This is a genomic window from uncultured Tateyamaria sp., assembly GCF_947503045.1.
Lineage (GTDB): Bacteria > Pseudomonadota > Alphaproteobacteria > Rhodobacterales > Rhodobacteraceae > Tateyamaria.
Genome location: NZ_CANNCF010000004.1, coordinates 310333 through 328624, shown reverse-complemented (window position 1 = coordinate 328624; position 18292 = coordinate 310333). Strand labels below are relative to the sequence as shown.

General features: G+C 62.1%; 18 protein-coding genes. 11 read left to right on the top strand and 7 right to left on the bottom strand.

Translation table 11 applies throughout. From position 1 onward, the window contains the following. Positions 1-42 precede the first annotated feature (42 nt). The 4 genes from Q1A89_RS17855 to Q1A89_RS17840 are packed head-to-tail and all read right to left on the bottom strand — an operon-like array spanning position 43 to position 3343. Entirely contained in the window at positions 43-417 is a 375-nt protein-coding gene (locus Q1A89_RS17855; protein WP_299731493.1) for a PAAR domain-containing protein, read from the bottom strand. Positions 418-452: 35 nt separating this feature from the next. Then, a complete protein-coding gene (locus Q1A89_RS17850) occupies positions 453-1325 on the bottom strand; it encodes a hypothetical protein (RefSeq protein ID WP_299731490.1) in 873 nt (290 codons plus the stop codon). Between the two features lie 18 nt (positions 1326-1343). Continuing rightward, a complete protein-coding gene (locus tag Q1A89_RS17845) occupies positions 1344-2075 on the bottom strand; it encodes a hypothetical protein (RefSeq protein ID WP_299731487.1) in 732 nt (243 codons plus the stop codon). After that, positions 2072-3343, bottom strand: coding sequence for a DUF4123 domain-containing protein (locus Q1A89_RS17840; protein WP_299731484.1), 1272 nt, complete (start codon positions 3341-3343; stop codon positions 2072-2074). Before Q1A89_RS17840 ends, Q1A89_RS17845 begins: the two co-directional genes overlap by 4 nt. A gap of 432 nt (positions 3344-3775) precedes the next feature. On the opposite strand from Q1A89_RS17840, the gene Q1A89_RS17835 reads away from it, so the two are divergent. Then, positions 3776-4702, top strand: a complete 927-nt coding sequence (locus Q1A89_RS17835) for an aldose epimerase family protein (RefSeq protein ID WP_299731481.1) — start codon at positions 3776-3778, stop codon at positions 4700-4702. Between the two features lie 224 nt (positions 4703-4926). Then, a complete protein-coding gene (locus Q1A89_RS17830; RefSeq protein ID WP_299731478.1) occupies positions 4927-5265 on the top strand; it encodes a TfoX/Sxy family protein in 339 nt (112 codons plus the stop codon). Positions 5266-5434: 169 nt separating this feature from the next. Here Q1A89_RS17830 and ndk read toward each other — a convergent pair whose 3' ends face one another. Continuing rightward, positions 5435-5857, bottom strand: a complete 423-nt coding sequence (gene ndk, locus Q1A89_RS17825) for a nucleoside-diphosphate kinase (RefSeq protein ID WP_299374660.1) — start codon at positions 5855-5857, stop codon at positions 5435-5437. A gap of 171 nt (positions 5858-6028) precedes the next feature. Between ndk and Q1A89_RS17820 the strand changes: the two genes are divergently transcribed. The 4 genes from Q1A89_RS17820 to Q1A89_RS17805 all read left to right on the top strand — a co-directional run bounded on the left by Q1A89_RS17820 (position 6029) and on the right by Q1A89_RS17805 (position 9527). Further along, complete coding sequence (locus Q1A89_RS17820; RefSeq protein WP_299731473.1) at positions 6029-6307, top strand: hypothetical protein; 279 nt, start codon at positions 6029-6031, stop codon at positions 6305-6307. Between the two features lie 51 nt (positions 6308-6358). Continuing rightward, the gene (locus Q1A89_RS17815) at positions 6359-8203 is read left to right on the top strand and encodes an ABC-F family ATP-binding cassette domain-containing protein (RefSeq protein ID WP_299731471.1); all 1845 of its coding nucleotides are present in this window, start codon (positions 6359-6361) and stop codon (positions 8201-8203) included. 91 nt (positions 8204-8294) lie between these two features. Next, complete coding sequence (locus Q1A89_RS17810) at positions 8295-8915, top strand: MarC family protein (RefSeq protein WP_299731469.1); 621 nt, start codon at positions 8295-8297, stop codon at positions 8913-8915. 30 nt (positions 8916-8945) lie between these two features. Next, positions 8946-9527, top strand: a complete 582-nt coding sequence (locus tag Q1A89_RS17805) for a TIGR02281 family clan AA aspartic protease (RefSeq protein WP_299731467.1) — start codon at positions 8946-8948, stop codon at positions 9525-9527. A gap of 39 nt (positions 9528-9566) precedes the next feature. Here the strand turns inward: Q1A89_RS17805 and Q1A89_RS17800 are convergent, their stop codons facing one another. After that, positions 9567-10022, bottom strand: coding sequence for a DNA polymerase III subunit chi (locus Q1A89_RS17800; RefSeq protein WP_299731969.1), 456 nt, complete (start codon positions 10020-10022; stop codon positions 9567-9569). A 5-nt stretch (positions 10023-10027) separates the two neighbouring features. After that, the gene (locus Q1A89_RS17795) at positions 10028-11497 is read right to left on the bottom strand and encodes a leucyl aminopeptidase (RefSeq protein ID WP_299731464.1); all 1470 of its coding nucleotides are present in this window, start codon (positions 11495-11497) and stop codon (positions 10028-10030) included. Between the two features lie 165 nt (positions 11498-11662). Between Q1A89_RS17795 and lptF the strand changes: the two genes are divergently transcribed. Genes lptF through pdxA form a run of 5 tightly spaced genes read left to right on the top strand, consistent with a single transcriptional unit; the run spans position 11663 to position 18290 of the window. Further along, complete coding sequence (gene lptF, locus Q1A89_RS17790; RefSeq protein WP_299731462.1) at positions 11663-12787, top strand: LPS export ABC transporter permease LptF; 1125 nt, start codon at positions 11663-11665, stop codon at positions 12785-12787. Continuing rightward, entirely contained in the window at positions 12784-13881 is a 1098-nt protein-coding gene (gene lptG, locus Q1A89_RS17785) for an LPS export ABC transporter permease LptG (RefSeq protein ID WP_299731460.1), read from the top strand. Before lptF ends, lptG begins: the two co-directional genes overlap by 4 nt. After that, the gene (lptD, locus tag Q1A89_RS17780; RefSeq protein ID WP_299731457.1) at positions 13874-16054 is read left to right on the top strand and encodes an LPS assembly protein LptD; all 2181 of its coding nucleotides are present in this window, start codon (positions 13874-13876) and stop codon (positions 16052-16054) included. The genes lptG and lptD overlap by 8 nt, the downstream gene beginning before the upstream one ends. 17 nt (positions 16055-16071) lie before the next feature. Further along, the gene (locus Q1A89_RS17775; RefSeq protein ID WP_299731455.1) at positions 16072-17295 is read left to right on the top strand and encodes a peptidylprolyl isomerase; all 1224 of its coding nucleotides are present in this window, start codon (positions 16072-16074) and stop codon (positions 17293-17295) included. Further along, the gene (gene pdxA / locus Q1A89_RS17770; protein WP_299731453.1) at positions 17292-18290 is read left to right on the top strand and encodes a 4-hydroxythreonine-4-phosphate dehydrogenase PdxA; all 999 of its coding nucleotides are present in this window, start codon (positions 17292-17294) and stop codon (positions 18288-18290) included. The genes Q1A89_RS17775 and pdxA overlap by 4 nt, the downstream gene beginning before the upstream one ends. The last annotated feature ends 2 nt before the right edge of the window (positions 18291-18292 follow it).

The following is an 18292-nucleotide window of genomic DNA, read 5'->3' as shown; positions in this document are numbered from 1 at the left end:
TGGGCCTGATATCAACTGGTTCCAGATGACATAGCGCGACCCTCAGCCGTTCACAAACGGCGCGCCCGCCCTGGCGGCTGCGCGCATGCACGCGTCGCCCGCTGTGGGCTTGGCACCCAGTCCGGGCGAGCCCCCCCCGTGGATACCGATCAACACTGTAGGGCAACCACCAACGATCTTGCCGCCATGGGCGCAGGCATCTGTCATGCGGCTGGCCGGAGACTTGCCGATCAACACCGTGGGCGAGCCATAGACAATCGGGTCCGGGATCACGCCAAGACAGGCCGAGATATCGCCGATCCGCGCCGCAGGCAGCTTGCCTGTCAGAACGGTCGGAAAGCCGGTGAGGATCGGCCCGCCGCCATGGGCGGGACAGGCGTGCATGTCTGTAATGCGGGCTCCGGGAAATCTCGACACGGGCGGGATCCTTTGTCTCGTGGGGTATAGGGAACTCAGGCCACGTCCCATTCAACGGGGCGGGCAGCCGCACTATCAAATGGCGGGATATCGTCGATCATCAGGGCCTCGTCCATCGCGCTGATCGGTTTGTCGCTCAGAAACCCATCCGTATCGCGCGCGTGCGCGGCCTGTTCGTTCCAGGCCATCAACTGTGATCTTTGGCGTCGCGAAAGAGTTGGCGCAATCTCGCGCCACCATTCCCGTGTTTTCATGACAAGGAAGCCATCGCAAGCGACGCTCGCAGGATCATACTGGAATTCGCCAAACCACTTTTGCCAAAGGTAATTGTCCCACTCGGTCCGGCGGCTTTCCATCTTGATCCATGCGTCGTTGTCACTGTCAAGACGTCGTTTGAACGCTTTGTGGGGTAACAGCACTTCGTCCTGGTAAGACGAATAAAGCGCATCTCGCAAATCCGGCCCCGATCGTTTTTCAAATGCCAATATATCAGGGGTCCAATGACCAAGCGTGTCGATCCATATATGCTGAGAGTACAGCGCATGCTGATAAGCGTTCGCAACCGGGTGCATGCTTCCATCGGGATGTTTCTTGTATCCTGAAATGGTAGGAACCATGGCGTTGTCCAGCGCATAGCCCCATTGGTAGAACCTCTCGGCATCCTCCCCACCCGCGATAAGATTGCTCAGTATTTCGCGCATCAGATCGCTGACCTGCGTGTCGGATCCGGCGGGATCAATCGACGACTTCCGATCGAACCAGCGTCGCGTTTCGGTGCGGATCAGTTCGATGTTTCGGATCGGGCGCCGCAGAAAATCGTCAAATTCCCCAACCTGATCGGACACCATCCAATACCAGGATGGACCGATGCTCACGAGTTGTGTGTGGGACAAGCTAATTATTGCCATGTGAGGCTCCATTTAAGGTCAAGACAGAGCGGGCCCCGACATTGGCGGCTGGTTGGGACGGATAATGTTCAAGTAGTCGCGTATGCGTCCGTTCGACCTGGCGTCAGGAAGAGTCTGGCACCGTGGGTGGTTGGGTCCAAGATGGGGGATGTTGTTTGGCTGCCAAGGATTGTTTTCTCCTCCACGCAAAATGTTGTTGATCGCGTCGCGCTCCTCTTGGGAAAAAAACTCGGCCGGATCGCAGTCCGGGTCCATTCCGTTTTGGCCTTGGAATGGCTTGAACGACCTCCTTAGTCGGCTCTGAGCGCCGCGCAATTCATCAATATGTGTTCCCCAGCCCGGCGTGCCCGGCCCCTGTGCGCCGCACATCTGTTCCACCATTCGGTTGAGATACCCGTGATTGCCCTGATTGGGATTGTTGGGATTGCGCTTGTTGTTGTAAAGCGAGTCCTTCACCTCGCCGGCAGAATTCTGGCACTGCTCCTGACAGGTGTGACAGACCTCTTCGTCTTCTCCGGCAGCAGCGGCCTCGTCCTCTTCTGCGTTTTCATCCGCCTGTTCCATTGAATTGACGTAGTCATCCAGCATCGTGGCGGCGGCCCGCCCCACTGCCCGTCCAACGCGCGAGCCGATGGCCCGCCCAAGGAAGGTGCCCAGCCCCGGGGGCGGAATGAACGAGCCGATGATGCCGCCAATCGCACCCCCCGTAACGCCGCCAACGGCACCCCCTGCGGCGGCCGCCCCGCTCATGCCTGCAACTCCGCCACAGCGTTTTTCATGGTCGCAAGCGTGTCTTTCATCGCGATCTTGACCTGTTCGTCCGGCGTGTCATTGCCGCGCTTGATAAAGGCTTTGACCTCGCGGCTTTTGGCGATACGCCCTTCGGTGATCGCGCACAGATAGGCCCAACGGTTGTGCGCGCCCAGACCACGCAACCCCAACGCCTTTCCGCTCTTGCGGCTGGCACGGGCAAGACCCGTCAGCTGGGTGCGCGACAGGTGCTGAAAGTTGGGTGGCAACACTTTGCGCAGATAGGCCACCGTCTTGAGGATCAGCCGGTCCCGCCGCCGCTCTTCGATCTTTTCCATAGTGGCCGTGCTGAGGGTCAGCGCGCCCGGCCTGGGCGCGGGCCAACTGTAAGGACGCACGAGATGAAACCACGGATAGTCCCCCGTCCAGTCCGGGCTTGGGCCAAACAGCAAGGCCGTGCACGGCCCAAACAGGCGCGAGGCTTCTTCGCTGTTCATCGCAAACACGGTTTGGGCCAACGAATTGGCATCGGCATGGCGAAACAGCACAAAGGCATGGGGTTCGTCCGGCTCGGCGTCAGTGGCATTGCCCGACAGAAAGGTCTTGGGGATCAAAATCCGGTTGGTCTTGCGCAAATGAAAGTACAGCGCGTCCGTCCCCGCCTCGCATTGCCAGAACACACCTGCGGGCTTGTCGCCCAGCAGCGCAAACAGCGCCTCGACGGTCTCCCCATAGCTGCGCCCGGCAAAAGAGGCGCCTGCCTCATCCAGTGTCACGAGGTAAGGCGATGTTCGCACCGGCGCGGCCGAACGGTCCTGCACATTCAGATAAAGCGGGCGGGTGACAAAGCCGCCGTCAAACAGGGCGGCGGGCAGATCGTCAAACTGCGCCCCGTCCAGCACCGCATAGACCGGGCGGGCCACGTGATCGAGCGCCAGCACTGCCTCTTTCAACGATTGAGGCTGGGTCATGGGTTCCGGAACGTGTCCAGTACCGATTTCTGTCAAGTCGCCGAATTCGACCAGATGGGTGTCGTGGACAAGTGCGGCCAGTTCTGCGTGCGCCTGTTCGGCCTCTTCACCCGCCGGAGTGCAGTCGGTGACCGAGACCAGCGCATAGGGTGTCACCTTGAGAAACAGCGCCACACGTTCGATGGCCGTTTCGCGGCTTTCGGCCCAGACTGCTGCGGGGCAAGAATAGCGCCGCGCCGCCGCATCATCGGGCACATCCGCATCTTTGACCTCAAGGGTGGCAAGCCAAGTCAACATCTTCAAAAAACTTCACCTCGATCAGAGGTAACTCACTGTTGTTCAACACTTTAACGCGCTCCCGGGGCTTGCAAGCACGGGGGCGCTGCCAGTTTGGCGACTTCTACTTTGGAGGGTTATTTTAATGTTTGCAAGGTCTTGACCAGCCTGAAATCCGAAGTAGCAAAGCCTCTCAACCACCTGAAAAGGCTGGGATAAGCGGAAGAACGCGCAAGGTCCGTGCGCCTGCCTGCGGTCTTTTGCAGCAGCAGAGCGGATTTCCGGCGATATCCCGCCGTTTTCGGCGCCTAATTTCTGCGCAACACTGCCTCGAATGGAGCGCGCCAGGGGCGGCTGCGAACCTGTCCGTTGCAGCAATAAGATCAAACCGGCGCCATGTGTCCGTCCGAACAAGGGCTGGCGTGTCTTCCCACGCGCTGCCATGTTCGGGTGATGAACGATACAATCACCCTCACCTCCCAAAACCTGCGCGCGACCTTTTCACCCCATGGCGCGCGGCTTGAAACCTTGTGCTTTGAGGGTGGGCCATCGCTGATCCTGCATGCGGACTCGTCCGAACACCCCGAATGGCGCACGGTCTATCCCGGTGCCATCGTTGGCCCCATCGCCAATCGCGTGCGGGGTGGCAATGTGCCGATCCATGGACAGGTGTTTCAGATGCCCCGCAATGAAAACGGCATGACCGCGCTGCACAGCGGGCCGGATGGGTTGGACCAGCGCATTTGGGACGTGATCCACCAATCAAACAGTGACGTGCAGTTCCGCGCGCAGCTTGTGCCGGGTGATGGCGGGCTGCCGGGTGCACGTACGATCACGGTGCACTACCGGCTTGAGGCGGCCACTCTGATCCTCGATATCTCGGCCGAGACGGATGCCCCCACCCCTTTCAACATCGCCCACCATCCCTATTGGCGGCTTGGGGATGCGCAGGATCACCGGTTGCAGGTCAATGCGACACACTACCTGCCCGTGGATGATAGAAACCTGCCAACCGGGGAAATCGCGCCAGTTGCAGGCACCAGCTTTGATCACCTCAGCCCAAAAGCGCCCGACCCGGATGTCGATCACAACTTTTGCATCGCGCGCCAACGCAGGGACGTGCCCGAACCGGTCGCGACGCTTACCGGAACGGACGGTCTGACCCTGCAAATCGACAGCACGGCACCGGGATTGCAGGTCTATGCCGGGGGATTCCTGCCGACACTTGTCGGAACTGAGGTGAAACCGGGCGCCGGACTCGCGCTTGAGCCGCAGGATTGGCCCGATTCCGTCAACTGTCCGGAATTCCCCGATATTTTGTCCACACCACGGCGATCTTTCCGCCAGATCACCCGATATCGCCTGTTTCGTGCCACATAATTGCCACATTCATGCCCTCGCCTCGGCAAATCACTGTGTTGGGGTGTAGGGGCCGTCGCTTTTGACGGCGTCATGAAAAGGCCTATCGCCATGCCCGCCCTACCCCGCACGCCCGTGCCCGCGCCTGCGCCCACCAAAAAGCCCAAGCCACGTCCGATCATCACCGACTACGCCAGTCTCTGAAACGCGTGACTTGACCTGTGGCGCGCATTAATACTGCGCCCATGAGCACACCCGTTTCCTCGATCCGCAACCTCGGCCCCGCGATGGATGCCGCCTGTGCCAAGGCCGGTATCCCGGATGCAGAAACCCTGCGCGCCCTGGGTCCGGACGAGACCTATCGCCGCCTCTTGCGGGCCGGCACACGCCCCCATTTCATCGGTTACTACGTTCTGGTCATGGGGCTGCAGGGCCGCCCCTGGAACGATTGCAAGGGCGACGAGAAAAAGGCCCTGCGCGCGCGGTTCGATGCGATCAAAGCTGACAGTTTCGACAGCGGGCTGTCCGAATTCGAACGTGTCCTGAACGATATCGGCGTGATCGAAAAGCCCCGGCAGGCGTAACGACGGAAACCGCCGCCGATCCAAAGACTTTCCCTAAAATGGTGTTGGGCCCGCTGAAGCATCGATGCATCGCAGAACACGGACCGACCGCAGGATCTGCACACCAACTCAAACGAAAAAGGGCCCCAGCACGTGCTGAGGCCCCCATCCGTTCAGATCGCAGGTTGGCTTAACCCACCAGCTCCAGACCGGAGAAGAAGTAAGCGATTTCAACCGCAGCCGTCTCAGGTGCGTCCGAACCGTGGACCGAGTTTTCGCCAACGGACTCGGCAAATTCGGCGCGGATGGTGCCGGGGGCCGCGTCTGCGGGGTTGGTGGCACCCATCACTTCGCGGTTCTTGGCAATCGCGCCTTCGCCTTCCAGGACCTGGCACACGATCGGGGCCGAGGCCATAAATTCGCACAATTCATCATAGAATGGACGCTCGGCATGGACCGCGTAGAACACGCCAGCTTGCGCTTTTGTCAGGTGAATGCGTTTTTGCGCCACGATGCGCAGGCCCGCCTCTTCGAACTTGGCGTTGATCGCACCGGTCAGGTTGCGGCGGGTTGCATCGGGTTTGATGATGGAAAATGTGCGCTCTAGGGCCATGGGGTCACTCCTGTCTGTAACGGCGAAAATGCCGTCGTGATTTGCGCGCCGCCTAACACGGCTGGCCAGCGTGGAAAAGTGGATTATTGCCGATGGCGAATTTGGGGCTTGTTACCTGACGAAAACTATCAACTTAATACCTGAGTGAATCACTCAACATAAGGATAGCCCATGTTTCGCTCTCTCGCCCCAACCGTCGCCCTCGTGCTGGCAGGCGCCGCCCACGCCGACACCGCGCCAATACCGATGACCTACGAGATTTTCGAGGCCTCCGTGGTCCACCTCGACCTCGACAGCTGCCCCGCCTCCCTGCCGCAGGAGAACAGCTTTTGCCGCGCCGCGATCCTGCATGATGCGGTGCATGTCTTTGCCTTTGCCGACAGTGGCGACAGCCCGATGATCGGCTACCGAGCCTTTGATGCACCACCGCTGGGCGAGACCCTGCAATAAGTCGCACAGCCCGCATTGACTTGGCGCGGCGACTGCTGCAGTCGTCCCGCCATGTTGCGCATCTCAGATATCACCTATGCCGTTGCGGGCCGCCCCCTGTTCGAGGGCGCAAGCGCCGTGATCCCCGAAGGCCACAAGGTCGGCCTTGTCGGGCGCAACGGCACGGGCAAAACCACGCTGTTCGGTCTGATCCGGGGTGAATTGGTGCTCGAGGGCGGCGATATCTCCCTGCCCTCCGGCGCGCGCATTGGCGGCGTGGCCCAGGAGGTCCCGGCCTCCGCGAACTCCCTGCTCGACACGGTGCTGGCCGCCGACACCGAACGCGCTGCCCTGCTGGCCGACACCAGCGAGGATCCGGTGCGCATCGCGGAAATCCAGACGCGGCTGACGGATATCGACGCCTGGAGCGCCGAGGCACGCGCGGCCACGATCCTCAAGGGTCTTGGATTTGACGATCACGAACAACTCATGCCCTGTTCTGACTTCTCGGGCGGCTGGCGCATGCGCGTGGCCCTCGCAGCCGTGCTGTTCTCGCAGCCCGACCTGCTCTTGCTGGACGAACCGACCAACTATCTCGACCTCGAAGGGGCGCTGTGGCTTGAATCCTACCTCGCCAAATACCCCCACACGGTGCTGATCATCAGCCATGACCGTGGGCTCTTGAACCGGGCCGTGGGCGCGATCCTGCACCTTGAGGACCGCAAACTCACCTATTATTCAGGCCCCTACGACCAGTTTGCGCGCCAACGCGCCGAACGGCTGGCCAATGCCACTGCCATGGCGAAAAAGCAGGATGCCCGACGCGCGCATCTGCAATCCTACGTGGATCGCTTCCGCTACAAGGCCGACAAGGCGCGCCAGGCCCAGTCCCGGCTCAAGGCGCTGTCCAAGATGACGCCGATCACCACGCCACAAGAAGCAGGGCTCAAACGCTTCGACTTCCCTAACCCCGAAGACCTCTCGCCCCCCATCATCCATCTCGACGGGGCCAGCACCGGCTATGGCGAGACAACGGTACTTTCCAAACTGAACCTGCGCATCGATCAGGACGACCGCATTGCACTCCTGGGCAAGAACGGTCAGGGCAAATCCACCCTCTCCAAATTCCTGTCCGACCGCCTGCCCGCCATGTCCGGCAAGTTCACCAAATCGAGCAAGCTGCGCATCGGCTATTTCGCCCAGCACCAGGTGGACGAGCTGTTCATCGACGAAACCCCGCTGGATCATTTGCGCCGCGAACGGCCCAAGGAAGGGCCGGCGAGATGGCGCGCCCGTCTGTCAGGCTTTGGGCTGATGGCCGATCAGGCCGAAACGTTGGTGGGCAAACTCTCGGGCGGGCAAAAGGCGCGCCTGTCGCTGCTGCTCGCCACGCTGGATGCGCCCCACATGCTGATCCTCGACGAGCCAACCAACCACCTCGACATCGAATCCCGCGAAGCACTGGTCGAGGCGCTCACGGCCTATACAGGTGCGGTGATCCTCGTCAGCCACGACATGCACCTCTTGGAACTCGTCGCCGACCGGTTGTGGCTGGTGTCGAACGGCACCGTGAAACCCTACGAGGATGACCTCGAGGCTTATCGCAAGATGCTGCTGGCCGATGGCAAACCGACACGGGCCACACAGGAAAAACCCAAGCCCAAACGCCCCTCGCGCGACGCCATCCTGACCCTCAAATCCGAACTGCGCAAATCCGAAGCGCGGGTAGAAAAGCTCAACGATATGCGCGACAAGCTGGCCAGGAAACTCGCCGATCCGGACCTCTACGAAGGGGCCAAGATCGGAGAGATGGAAGTCTGGCAAAAGAAATATGCCGAAGTGATGGAGGCCCTCGAACGGGCCGAAGCGCTCTGGATGAAAGATCTGGAAAAGCTCGAAATGGCAGAAAGTGCGTGATCCTTCACTTGGCAAGATAAACTCCGGGGTTTGGGGCAGAGCCCCAACAAAACATGACTTGCGCCGCAAGGCGCGCAATTAGAAAACGGCCATGATCGACACCGCCTTTCTCATCACCGCCTTCGTGACCATGTTCGTCGTGATCGACCCGATCGGCCTTGCGCCGCTCTTCGTGGCGCTGACCCAAGGGGTGCCCGAACGCCAGCGCCGCCGCATCGCGCTGCGGGCCTGCGCCATCGGCATGTCCATCCTGATTGCATTCGCGATCTTTGGCGAGGCGGTGCTGGGCTTCATCGGCATCTCGATGCCCGCCTTCCGCGTTGCTGGCGGCATCCTGTTGTTCATCACCGCCCTCGACATGCTGTTCGAGCGGCGCACCAAGCGGCGCGAGGATCAGACCGAAGAAGACTACAACGATCCGTCCGTCTTCCCTCTCGCCATCCCGCTGATCGCCGGGCCCGGCGCCATTGCCTCCGTCATCCTGCTGACGGGCCAGAAACCGGGGGTCGAGGGGCTGGCGCTGGTGCTCGCCATCACGGCCCTCGTGCTAGGCGTGTGCATGATCCTCTTTCTCGCCTCCAGTCTGCTCGAACGGGTCCTGGGCAAGACGGGCATCACAGTGGTCACGCGCCTGCTTGGCATGTTGCTGGCGGCGCTCTCGGTGCAGTTCGTGCTGGACGGGCTCAGCAATTTCGCCCCACTTGCGGGCTGACATGCGCGCGCGCCGCCTTATATTGACCCCATGAGCAGTGACAACATCGCCCAGCTGATTTATCTCGGCGCCCTCGCCCTTGTGCTGGGTGGCGCCTTTCTGTTGAGTTCAAAACTCAAGCTCAGCCAGACCCTGCAAATGGCCGGAATCTGGGCGCTGATCTTTGTCGGGGCCATCGCTGTTGTCGGCCTCTGGGGCGACATTCAGGATGATCTATACCCTACGCAGGCCCGCTTTGATGACAGTGGCACCATTACCGTACCGCGCAGCCGCGATGGGCACTATTACCTGACCCTCGACATCAACGGCGCGCCCATCGACTTTATCGTCGACACCGGCGCGACGGACATCGTGCTGAACCAGAAAGATGCGGCAACCGCAGGTCTTGCCCCCGACACGCTCAACTTCCTCGGGCGCGCAGCCACGGCGAACGGAGAGGTGCGCACCGCTGCCGTCCGCCTCGATACGGTGCAGATTGGGCCGCATACGGATACGAATGTGCGCGCCGTGGTCAATGACGGCGAGCTGTGGCAGTCCCTTCTTGGCATGGGCTATCTGCAAAACTGGGGCCGGATCGAAATCGCAGATGGCGAGATGCGGCTGAGCCGCTAGGCGCGCGCAAGGCGGGCATGTTGCCCGCCCGGCACCGGTTCAGGTCTGCGCCTTCATCTCCCACTTGCCGCTCTCTTCGGACCAGTATTGCGCCGAGGCACCTGCATCTTTCAGCGCCTTCCACTGGCCACGGGCCACATCCAGCGCTTCGGGATCATTGCCATCAAACAGCACGCAGACCCGCGTGAGGGCCGCGATCTCCTCGGCACTGACCACCGCGCCGTCCACGCTCATCACACAAACCGCATTGTTCGCAGCCTCGCCCGTGGTCAGCAAGACGGGCTGGTCCGCATCATGCGCACCACCGGCCAGCCCGTGGGGCAGAAAGTCGTCCTCTGCCCCCAACCACAGCCGCTCATCCAACCAGGCCAGACGGGCCGCGTCGGTGCCGCGCACAGCCACGCGCCACCCGGCCCCCATCGCCTTACTCAGCAACATCGCCAGCGTCTCTTCCAGCGGGCGCCGGGTCAGGTGATAGAAATAGGCGACCCCCATTGCCGTCAACCCTCGTAGGCGTCCGCGACCAGCCGGTTCAGCGCCATCACGCCCCACCCCGTGGCACCTGCAGGGGCCAGCGGCGTGGCTGACTTGACCGAGGCCACACCCGCAATATCAAGGTGAATCCAGGGGGTTTCGTCCTTCACAAAGCGTTTGAGAAATTGGGCCGCGGTCACGGAGCCCGCAGCACGTCCGCCGATATTCTTCATATCCGCAATGCGCGATTTCAAAAGGTCGTCATAGGCTTGTCCCAGCGGCATGCGCCACGCGCCCTCGCCCTCGGTCTCAGCAGCCTTGAGGAAGGATTTGCAGAACCCGTCATCGTTGGAAAAGACCCCTGCATTCTCATGGCCAAGGCCGATGATGATCGCGCCGGTCAACGTGGCCAGATCGATCATGCCCGCAGGTTCAAACCGCTCTTGGGCGTACCACATCACGTCACACAACACGAGGCGACCCTCGGCATCCGTGTTGATCACCTCAACCGTGTCGCCCTTCATCGAGGTGATGACATCACCCGGACGCACCGCGTTGCCCGAGGGCATGTTTTCGACCAACCCGACAAGGCCCACGACATTGGCCTTTGCCTTGCGCAAGGCCAGCGCGCGCATGGTGCCTGCGACGACCCCCGCACCACCCATGTCCATGGTCATGTCCTCCATCCCGGCCCCGGGCTTGAGGGAAATACCGCCGGTGTCAAATACCACGCCCTTGCCGACAAGGGCCAGAGGTGCGGCGTCCTTGTCGCCACCTTTCCACTGCATCACCACCACTTTGGACGGGCTGTCAGAGCCTTGTCCGACACAGAGCAGCGTACGCATGCCGAGCTTTTCCAACTCCGCCTCGTCCAGCACTTCGACTTCAAGACCCAGCGATTTCATTTCGGCCAGACGGTCGGCGAATTCGGTCGTGGTCAGCACATTGGCCGGCTCGTTGGTCAGATCGCGGGTCATAAAGGCCCCCTCGGCAACCGCCATCAACGGGGCCGCATCCGCGCTGGCATCTTCCGGGTTGGCGCACATCACGGTGATATCGGTATCATGTTGTTCTGCATCGCTCTTGTGATCGGAGAATTTGTAGTCACGCATCACAAGGCCAAATCCGATCTCGGCCACCCGGCGCACGCCGTCGGCGGCCAGCAGCAGGGCCTTGTCGTTGCGCAACTTCGCCAACGTTGCCCCGGCCTTGCGGGCCTCGGCCACGCTTGGGTTGCGCGGCAGGCACAGGATATCCAGCGCCTCGGCGGCCATGCCCACAGGCCATGCCATCGTGGTCACCTGCCCCATCTTCACCTTTTCGAACCCGTCCGAGCCGACAAAGCGCGCAATTGCCCCCTTGGTCAGCCGATTGGCGCGCCGTGCGGCCTGCCCCATCTTGCCGTCGGGGGCCACGATGACGGCCACGCGGCCGTTATGGGCTGCAATGGCATCAAGGTCGGTTGCAACGAAGGAAAGAGGCGTGAGGGCGGTCATGGCATACTCCGAAAGGTTCAAATCCCGACAGAGGTAACCCGCAACACCGCCCCTGACCAGCGCACAAAGGTGCGATTAAGAGTTTTCCAACGCATCCCCATACGGTAGCCTGTGCGCAAGCGCAGTCGCGTCAAGAACAAGAACAGGCACACCCCGGAGGGCTCCTTGGTCAGATTTGACCGATATATGCTGTCGCAACTGATGTGGTTGTTTGGCTTTTTCGCGCTTGTTCTGGTTGCCGTATTCTGGATCAACCGGGCGGTGCGGCTGTTCGACCGGCTGATCGGGGATGGGCAGACGGCGTTGGTTTTCCTCGAATTTTCGGCCCTTGGCTTGCCACGGCTGATCACCACGGTGCTGCCGATCGCGACCTTTGCCGCGGCGATCTATGTCACCAACCGCCTCAGCAACGAAAGCGAACTGACGGTGATGATGTCCACGGGCACCTCGCCCTGGCGCATGGCGCGCCCGGTCGCTGTCTTCGGCCTGATCTCGGCCCTGTTGATGTCGCTGTTGTCGCATCTGCTGGTGCCTGTCGCCAGCGAGCAACTGGCCGAACGCGAGGACGAGATTTCGAAGAACATCACCTCGCGCCTGCTGACCGAGGGTGAATTCCTCAGTCCCGCACCTGGGGTGACATTCTATACCCGCACCGTTGGTCAGGACGGCGTGCTGCGCGATGTGTTCCTGTCGGACCGGCGCGGCGTGGACGAGCGGATGATCTACACCGCCGACCAGGCCTATCTGGTGCGCAATGGCGAAGGCACGTCGCTGATCATGGTGGACGGGCTCGCGCAACGGCTGAGCCCGCAAAACCTCAGCCTGTCCACGGCCAAGTTCGAGGATTTCTCCTTTGATATCACAACGCTGATCCGCACAGACACGCTGAGCGTCGCGGGGCTGCCCTATCTGACCAGCGATCAGCTGATCACCAACTGGCCCGACATCGCCGAGCGGCTGGGCACCAGCACAGGCGCCGTCGCCGAGGAACTGCATGGCCGCTTTGCGCGGGCCACTTTCTGTTTTGTCACCGCCCTGATCGGCTTTGCCACCCTGCTGGTGGGTGGGTTTTCCCGTTTCGGGGTCAAGCGCGAGATCGTTATCGCCTTTCTGGTGCTCATTGCTTTGGACGGAATGCGCGGCAGCCTCTCGGGGCCGGTGCTGGCCAATGCCGGGCTTTGGCCGATCCTTTACACACCGTCCGTGCTGGGCGCGTTGATCGGCTGCGGGCTGCTCTGGCGGGCCTCGGGCGGGCGCGTGTTCCGGCGACGCATGCGGGGGGCGGCATGATCCTGCATCTCTACTTTGCCCGCCGATTTGCACTGGCGCTGCTGGCGATCACCGGGGTTCTTGCCACGCTGGTCTTTCTTGTCGATCTGATCGACCAGACGCGCAAATTTTCGGAATTCGGGGTCGGCCTTGCGCAACTGGCCGGGCTCACGCTGCTCAATGCGCCGGAAACGCTGGACCAGATCCTGCCGCTGATCATGATCCTTGGCACGGTCAGCCTGTTTCTGGCACTGGCGCGCTCCTCCGAACTGGTGGTGACGCGGGCCTCTGGGCGTTCGGCAATGCGCGCGCTGGTTTCTCCGGTGATCGTGGCGCTGATTATCGGGGTCTTTGCCACGACCACGCTTGGGCCCATCGTGGCGGCAACGTCCAAACGCTATGCGACGCTGGCAGACGGCTACCGTTCAGGCGGGATTTCGGCGCTTTCCGTGTCCGAGGATGGGCTGTGGCTGCGTCAGGGGGGCACCACCGGGCAGACGGTGATCCGGGCTGCGCGCTCGAACGCGGATGCCTCGGTGCTTTACGACGTGACCTTTGTGGCCTATGCGCCCGATGGCGGCCCGGCCCGTCGGATCGAGGCGGGCAGCGCGGCCTTGCGCGACGGGGCGTGGTCGCTGCGGCAGGCCAAGGTCTGGCCGCTGGTGGCAGGCCTGAATCCCGAGGCCAGCTCGGTTGTGCATGACATGCTCGAAGTGGAATCGACCCTCACCCTTGATCGTATCCGCGAAACCCTTGGCACCCCCACAGGCGTTTCGATCTGGGACATGACCGAGCTTATTGAACAGCTCGAACAGGCTGGTTTTTCGGCCCGCAAACACGAAGTCTGGCTGCAATCCCAACTGGCGCGACCGCTGTTTCTGGTGGCCATGGTTCTTGTTGCCGCCGCCTTCACGATGCGCCATACCCGGTTCGGGGGGACTGGCACAGCGGTGCTGGCAGCGGTGTTGTTGGGGTTCACTTTGTATTTCATTCGCAGTTTTGCGCAAATTCTGGGTGAAAACGGGCAGATCCCCGTCTTGCTGTCGGCCTGGGCGGCACCTCTTGCCGCAGTGTTGCTGGGCCTTGGGCTGCTGTTGCGGACCGAAGATGGGTAGCGTACACAGCCCCCTGCAACGCGGGCTTTGCCTGCTGGTTCTGGCGCTGGCCCTGTGCTGCGGTCTGGCTCAGGCGCAAGAGGCACCCGTTGCACCTGCGGTTCTGGTCGCGGACGACATCCAGATCACCACCGACCGGCGCCTGATCGCCACTGGCAATGTCGAGGCGTTTCAGGGCCAGACCCGGCTGACCGCAGGGTCGATCACCTATGATCCGGACACGGGGACCCTGACCCTGACGGGCCCCATCACCATAGACGATGGCGCAGGCCTGCGTATCCTCGCTGATCAGGCCGAACTCAGCAGTGACATGCAAAACGGCCTGCTCTTGGGCGCGCGCCTCGTGCTGAACGAACAGTTGCAATTGGCCGCCCTGCAGATGAACCGGGTGAACGGTCGCTACACGCAGCTTTACAAGACCGTCGTGACCTCTTGCGTGATCTGTGCGGACGATCCACGCCCGCCGCTCTGGCAAATCCGCGCAAAACGGGTGATCCACGATCAGGAGGCGCAGCAGCTTTATTTTGATGAGGCGCAATTGCGGGTGCGCAACGTGCCGATCTTTTACCTGCCCCGCCTGCGCCTGCCGGACCCCACGCAAGAGCGTGCCACCGGGTTTCTGTTCCCCGAAGTCCGCTCGGATTCGCGCCTTGGCACAGGTATCAAGGTCCCTTATTTCATCCGCCTCAGCGACCACCGAGACCTCACGCTGACGCCGTATCTGTCCAACAACACCCGCACTCTCGAATTCCGCTACCGGCAGGCATTCGCGCGCGGGCGCATCCAGATTGAAGGGGCGGTGTCGGACGACGATCTGCAACCCGATGACAGCCGGGGCTTTGTCTTTGCCGGCGGGCGATTTGATCTCAACAACGATTTCCGCCTGCAATTCGACATTGAGACGGTGTCGGATGACTCCTACCTTTCGGACTATGACACGTTCGGGCGTGACCGGCTCGACAGCCAGATTGAGATCAGCCGTACGCGGCGGGATGACTTTTTGCGCCTGTCCTATATCAACTTCAAATCCCTGCGCGATGACGAGGACGACGATGTGCTGCCCTCGGATGTGATCGAGGCGCTCTATGAGCGGCGGTTCTTCCCGCGCGGGATTGGCGGCGAAATCCGGCTGGCGACCGAGGCACATGGACACCAGCGCAAATCCACGCTCGACTTTGACGCCAATGGCGACGGGGTTGTGGACGGGCGGGACGTGCTGCGTTTCAATGTCGAGGCAGAATGGCTGCGCACCTTTCAGATGGGCGGGCTGCAGGCGCAAACGTGGTTGGGTCTGGCGGGTGGTGTCTATCAGATCACCGATGATGTAACGAACCCCGACAATGAAAGCGAACTGGCCCCGACAGCGGCCCTTGTGCTGCGCTATCCGCTGGTGCGGCGCGGTGCGGGCCGGGTGCGCCATGTGCTGGAACCCATTGTGCAACTGGCGTGGATCGGCGGCGATGGGCTGAATGTGCCCAACGAGGAAAGCACGCGGGTTGAATTCGACGAGGGCAACCTGCTGAGCCTTTCGCGCTTTCCAGCGCTGGACCGGCGCGAAAGGGGCTGGTCAGCCGCGATCGGTGCGACCTGGTCGCGCATTGACCCGGACGGCTGGTCGCTCAGCATCACGGGCGCGCAAATCGTGCGTCAGGATGCGCAACCCGACTTCAGCCCCAGCACGGGGCTGTCGGGCACGGATTCCGATTTCCTGCTGGCAGGACAGATGCGTCTTTCGGGCGGGCTGGCGCTGTCCGGGCGCACGCTCTTTGACGAACATTTCGACGTCACCCGCGCCGAGTTACGCGGCGACTGGAGCAACAGGCGCGTCGATGTCGGCGGCAGCTTTATCTGGATTGACGAGGACCCGGCCATCGAACAACTGGCCCCCATCGGCGAAATCACCTTTGACGGCGCGTATCGGATCGACCGGTTCTGGACGGCCAGCGTCGATATGCGCTACGACATCGAGGAAGGGCGGGCCGCAACCGCGGGCGCGGGGCTCACTTACGAAAACGAATGTGTGCGCGTCGGGGTGTCGGTCAACCGCAGCTTTGCGGACTCGACAACTATTGAGCCCTCCACCAGTCTGGGGTTAACAGTGTCCTTGCGCGGGTTCTCGGCCAATACAGGCGAGCGCATCGAGGTACGATCATGCGGAAAGCAGGCGAAATGAGCAGTAAGAGACGAGCAATGACAATCGCACGGGCATGTGCGGCAGGCGTGTTGGCGCTGGCCACCTCGTTCGGCGCGGCGCAGGCGCAAAACCTGTTTGCCCCGGTCGCACAGGTTGATGAGGCGCTGATCACCGAATTCGAAGTGCAGCAGCGCATCCGCTTTCTGCAAATCCTCGGCGCCCGCGGCGGCACCCGTGGTGAAGTGATCGAGGAGTTGATCCGCGACCGCCTGCGGGCGTCGGCCACCTCGCAGGTTGGCATCACCGCCAGCCCCGATCAGTTGCAAGAGGCTTTTTCCGAATTTGCTGCCCGCGCTGATCTGTCTGCCGAAGAATTCGTGTCCAGCCTGGAACAGGCGGGGATCGCGGCACAGACCTTTCGGGATTTCATCGCCACACAGGTGATCTGGCGGGACTATATCCGCGCCCGTTTCGGTGCGCGGGTGCAGATCTCTGATCGCGAGGTCGACCGCGCCGTGGCGGGTGCGACATCCAATAGCGGCATCGAGGTGCTGATTTCGGAAATCATTATCCCGGCCCCGCCTGCACGTGCCGAACAGGTGCTGGCACAGGCTGAACAGATCGCCCAATCCACGACAGAGGCCGAGTTTTCCGGCTTTGCCCGCCGCTTTTCCGCGACCGCCTCGCGCGGTGCGGGTGGACGCCTGCCATGGACACCGCTCAGCGATCTGCCACCCGTTTTGCGTCCCCTTTTGCTGGCGCTTGGACCGGGCGAGGTGACGTCGCCCTTGCCCATCCCCAATGCGGTGGCCCTGTTCCAACTGCGTGACATCCGCGAAACCGACGCGCCCGAGCGGCAATATTCGGCCATCGAATACGCCGCCTACTACATTGCGGGCGGCCGCACCCCAGAGGCGCTTGGCCGCGCACGTGCCATCGCCGCGCGGGTTGATCGTTGTGATGACCTTTATGGCATCGCGCAGGGCGAGCCGGAAACCAACCTGGATCGCGGCAGCCTGCCGCCCGCAGAGATTCCCACCGACATCGCCATGGAACTGTCCAAACTTGATCCGGGTGAAACCTCGACCGCGCTGACCCGTTCCAACGGACAGACCCTCGTGCTGCTGATGCTGTGCGGGCGTACGCCGGCGCTGGAAGAGGATCAGGAGATCGACCGCGACTCCATCGCCGCGCAACTGCGCAACCAGCGCCTGAACGCGTTTTCGGAAAACCTGCTGGAACAGCTCGCGGCAGAGGCGACAATCACCGTCTTCGAATGAGCGCGCCGCTGGTCGCGATCAGTTGCGGCGAACCGGCGGGCGTCGGTCCTGAAATTGCGGCCAAGGCGTGGGCGGCACTGCGCGCCGAGGTGGCTATGGTCTGGATCGGCGATCCGCGCCACTTGCCTGCAGGCACGCCCATTGCCGAAATAGACAGCCCCGCAGAGGCGGCACAGCACAGCACAGACGCCCTGCCCGTCCTGCCCCACGCCTTCCCCGCCGCAGCGCAACCCGGCGTTGCCACGCCCGAGAATGCCCAAGGGGTGATCGACGTAATTGCGCGCGGCGTCGCGCTCGCCCGGTCCGGTGAGGTCGCAGCCCTCTGCACCGCTCCGATTCACAAGAAGGTGTTGATCGACGGGGCGGGTTTTGCCTATCCCGGTCATACCGAATATCTCGAAGCGCTCACGGATGCGCCGCGTGCGGTGATGATGCTGGCCTCTGAGGCGCTGCGGGTTGTGCCCACAACCATCCATATCGCTCTGGAAGAGGTTACAACCGTCCTCACGCCCGAGCTGCTGCGCCACACGATCGAGATCACTGCCGAAGGGCTGCGCTCGCAATTTGGAATTGCCAACCCCCGCCTTGTGGTTGCTGGCCTGAACCCACATGCGGGCGAAGGTGGCGCGATGGGGCGACAAGAGCTTGACTGGATCGCGCCGTTGATAGCCGAGATCGCCGCGAGTGACCTTGACGTCACCGGACCGTGGCCAGGAGATACTTTGTTTCATTCGGCGGCCCGCGCGCGCTATGACGCCGCCATCTGCATGTATCACGATCAGGCCCTGATCCCGATCAAGACGCTCGATTTTGACCGTGGCGTCAACGTGACCCTAGGCCTGCCCATCATCCGCACCTCACCTGATCATGGCACTGCCTTTGATATCGCAGGTCAGGGCATCGCCAACCCCACCAGCATGATCGAGGCGATCCGGTTGGCCGCGCGGATGGCGGGGTCCGGGACGCCTCCGGCGGGCATATTTGGAGAACAATGAAG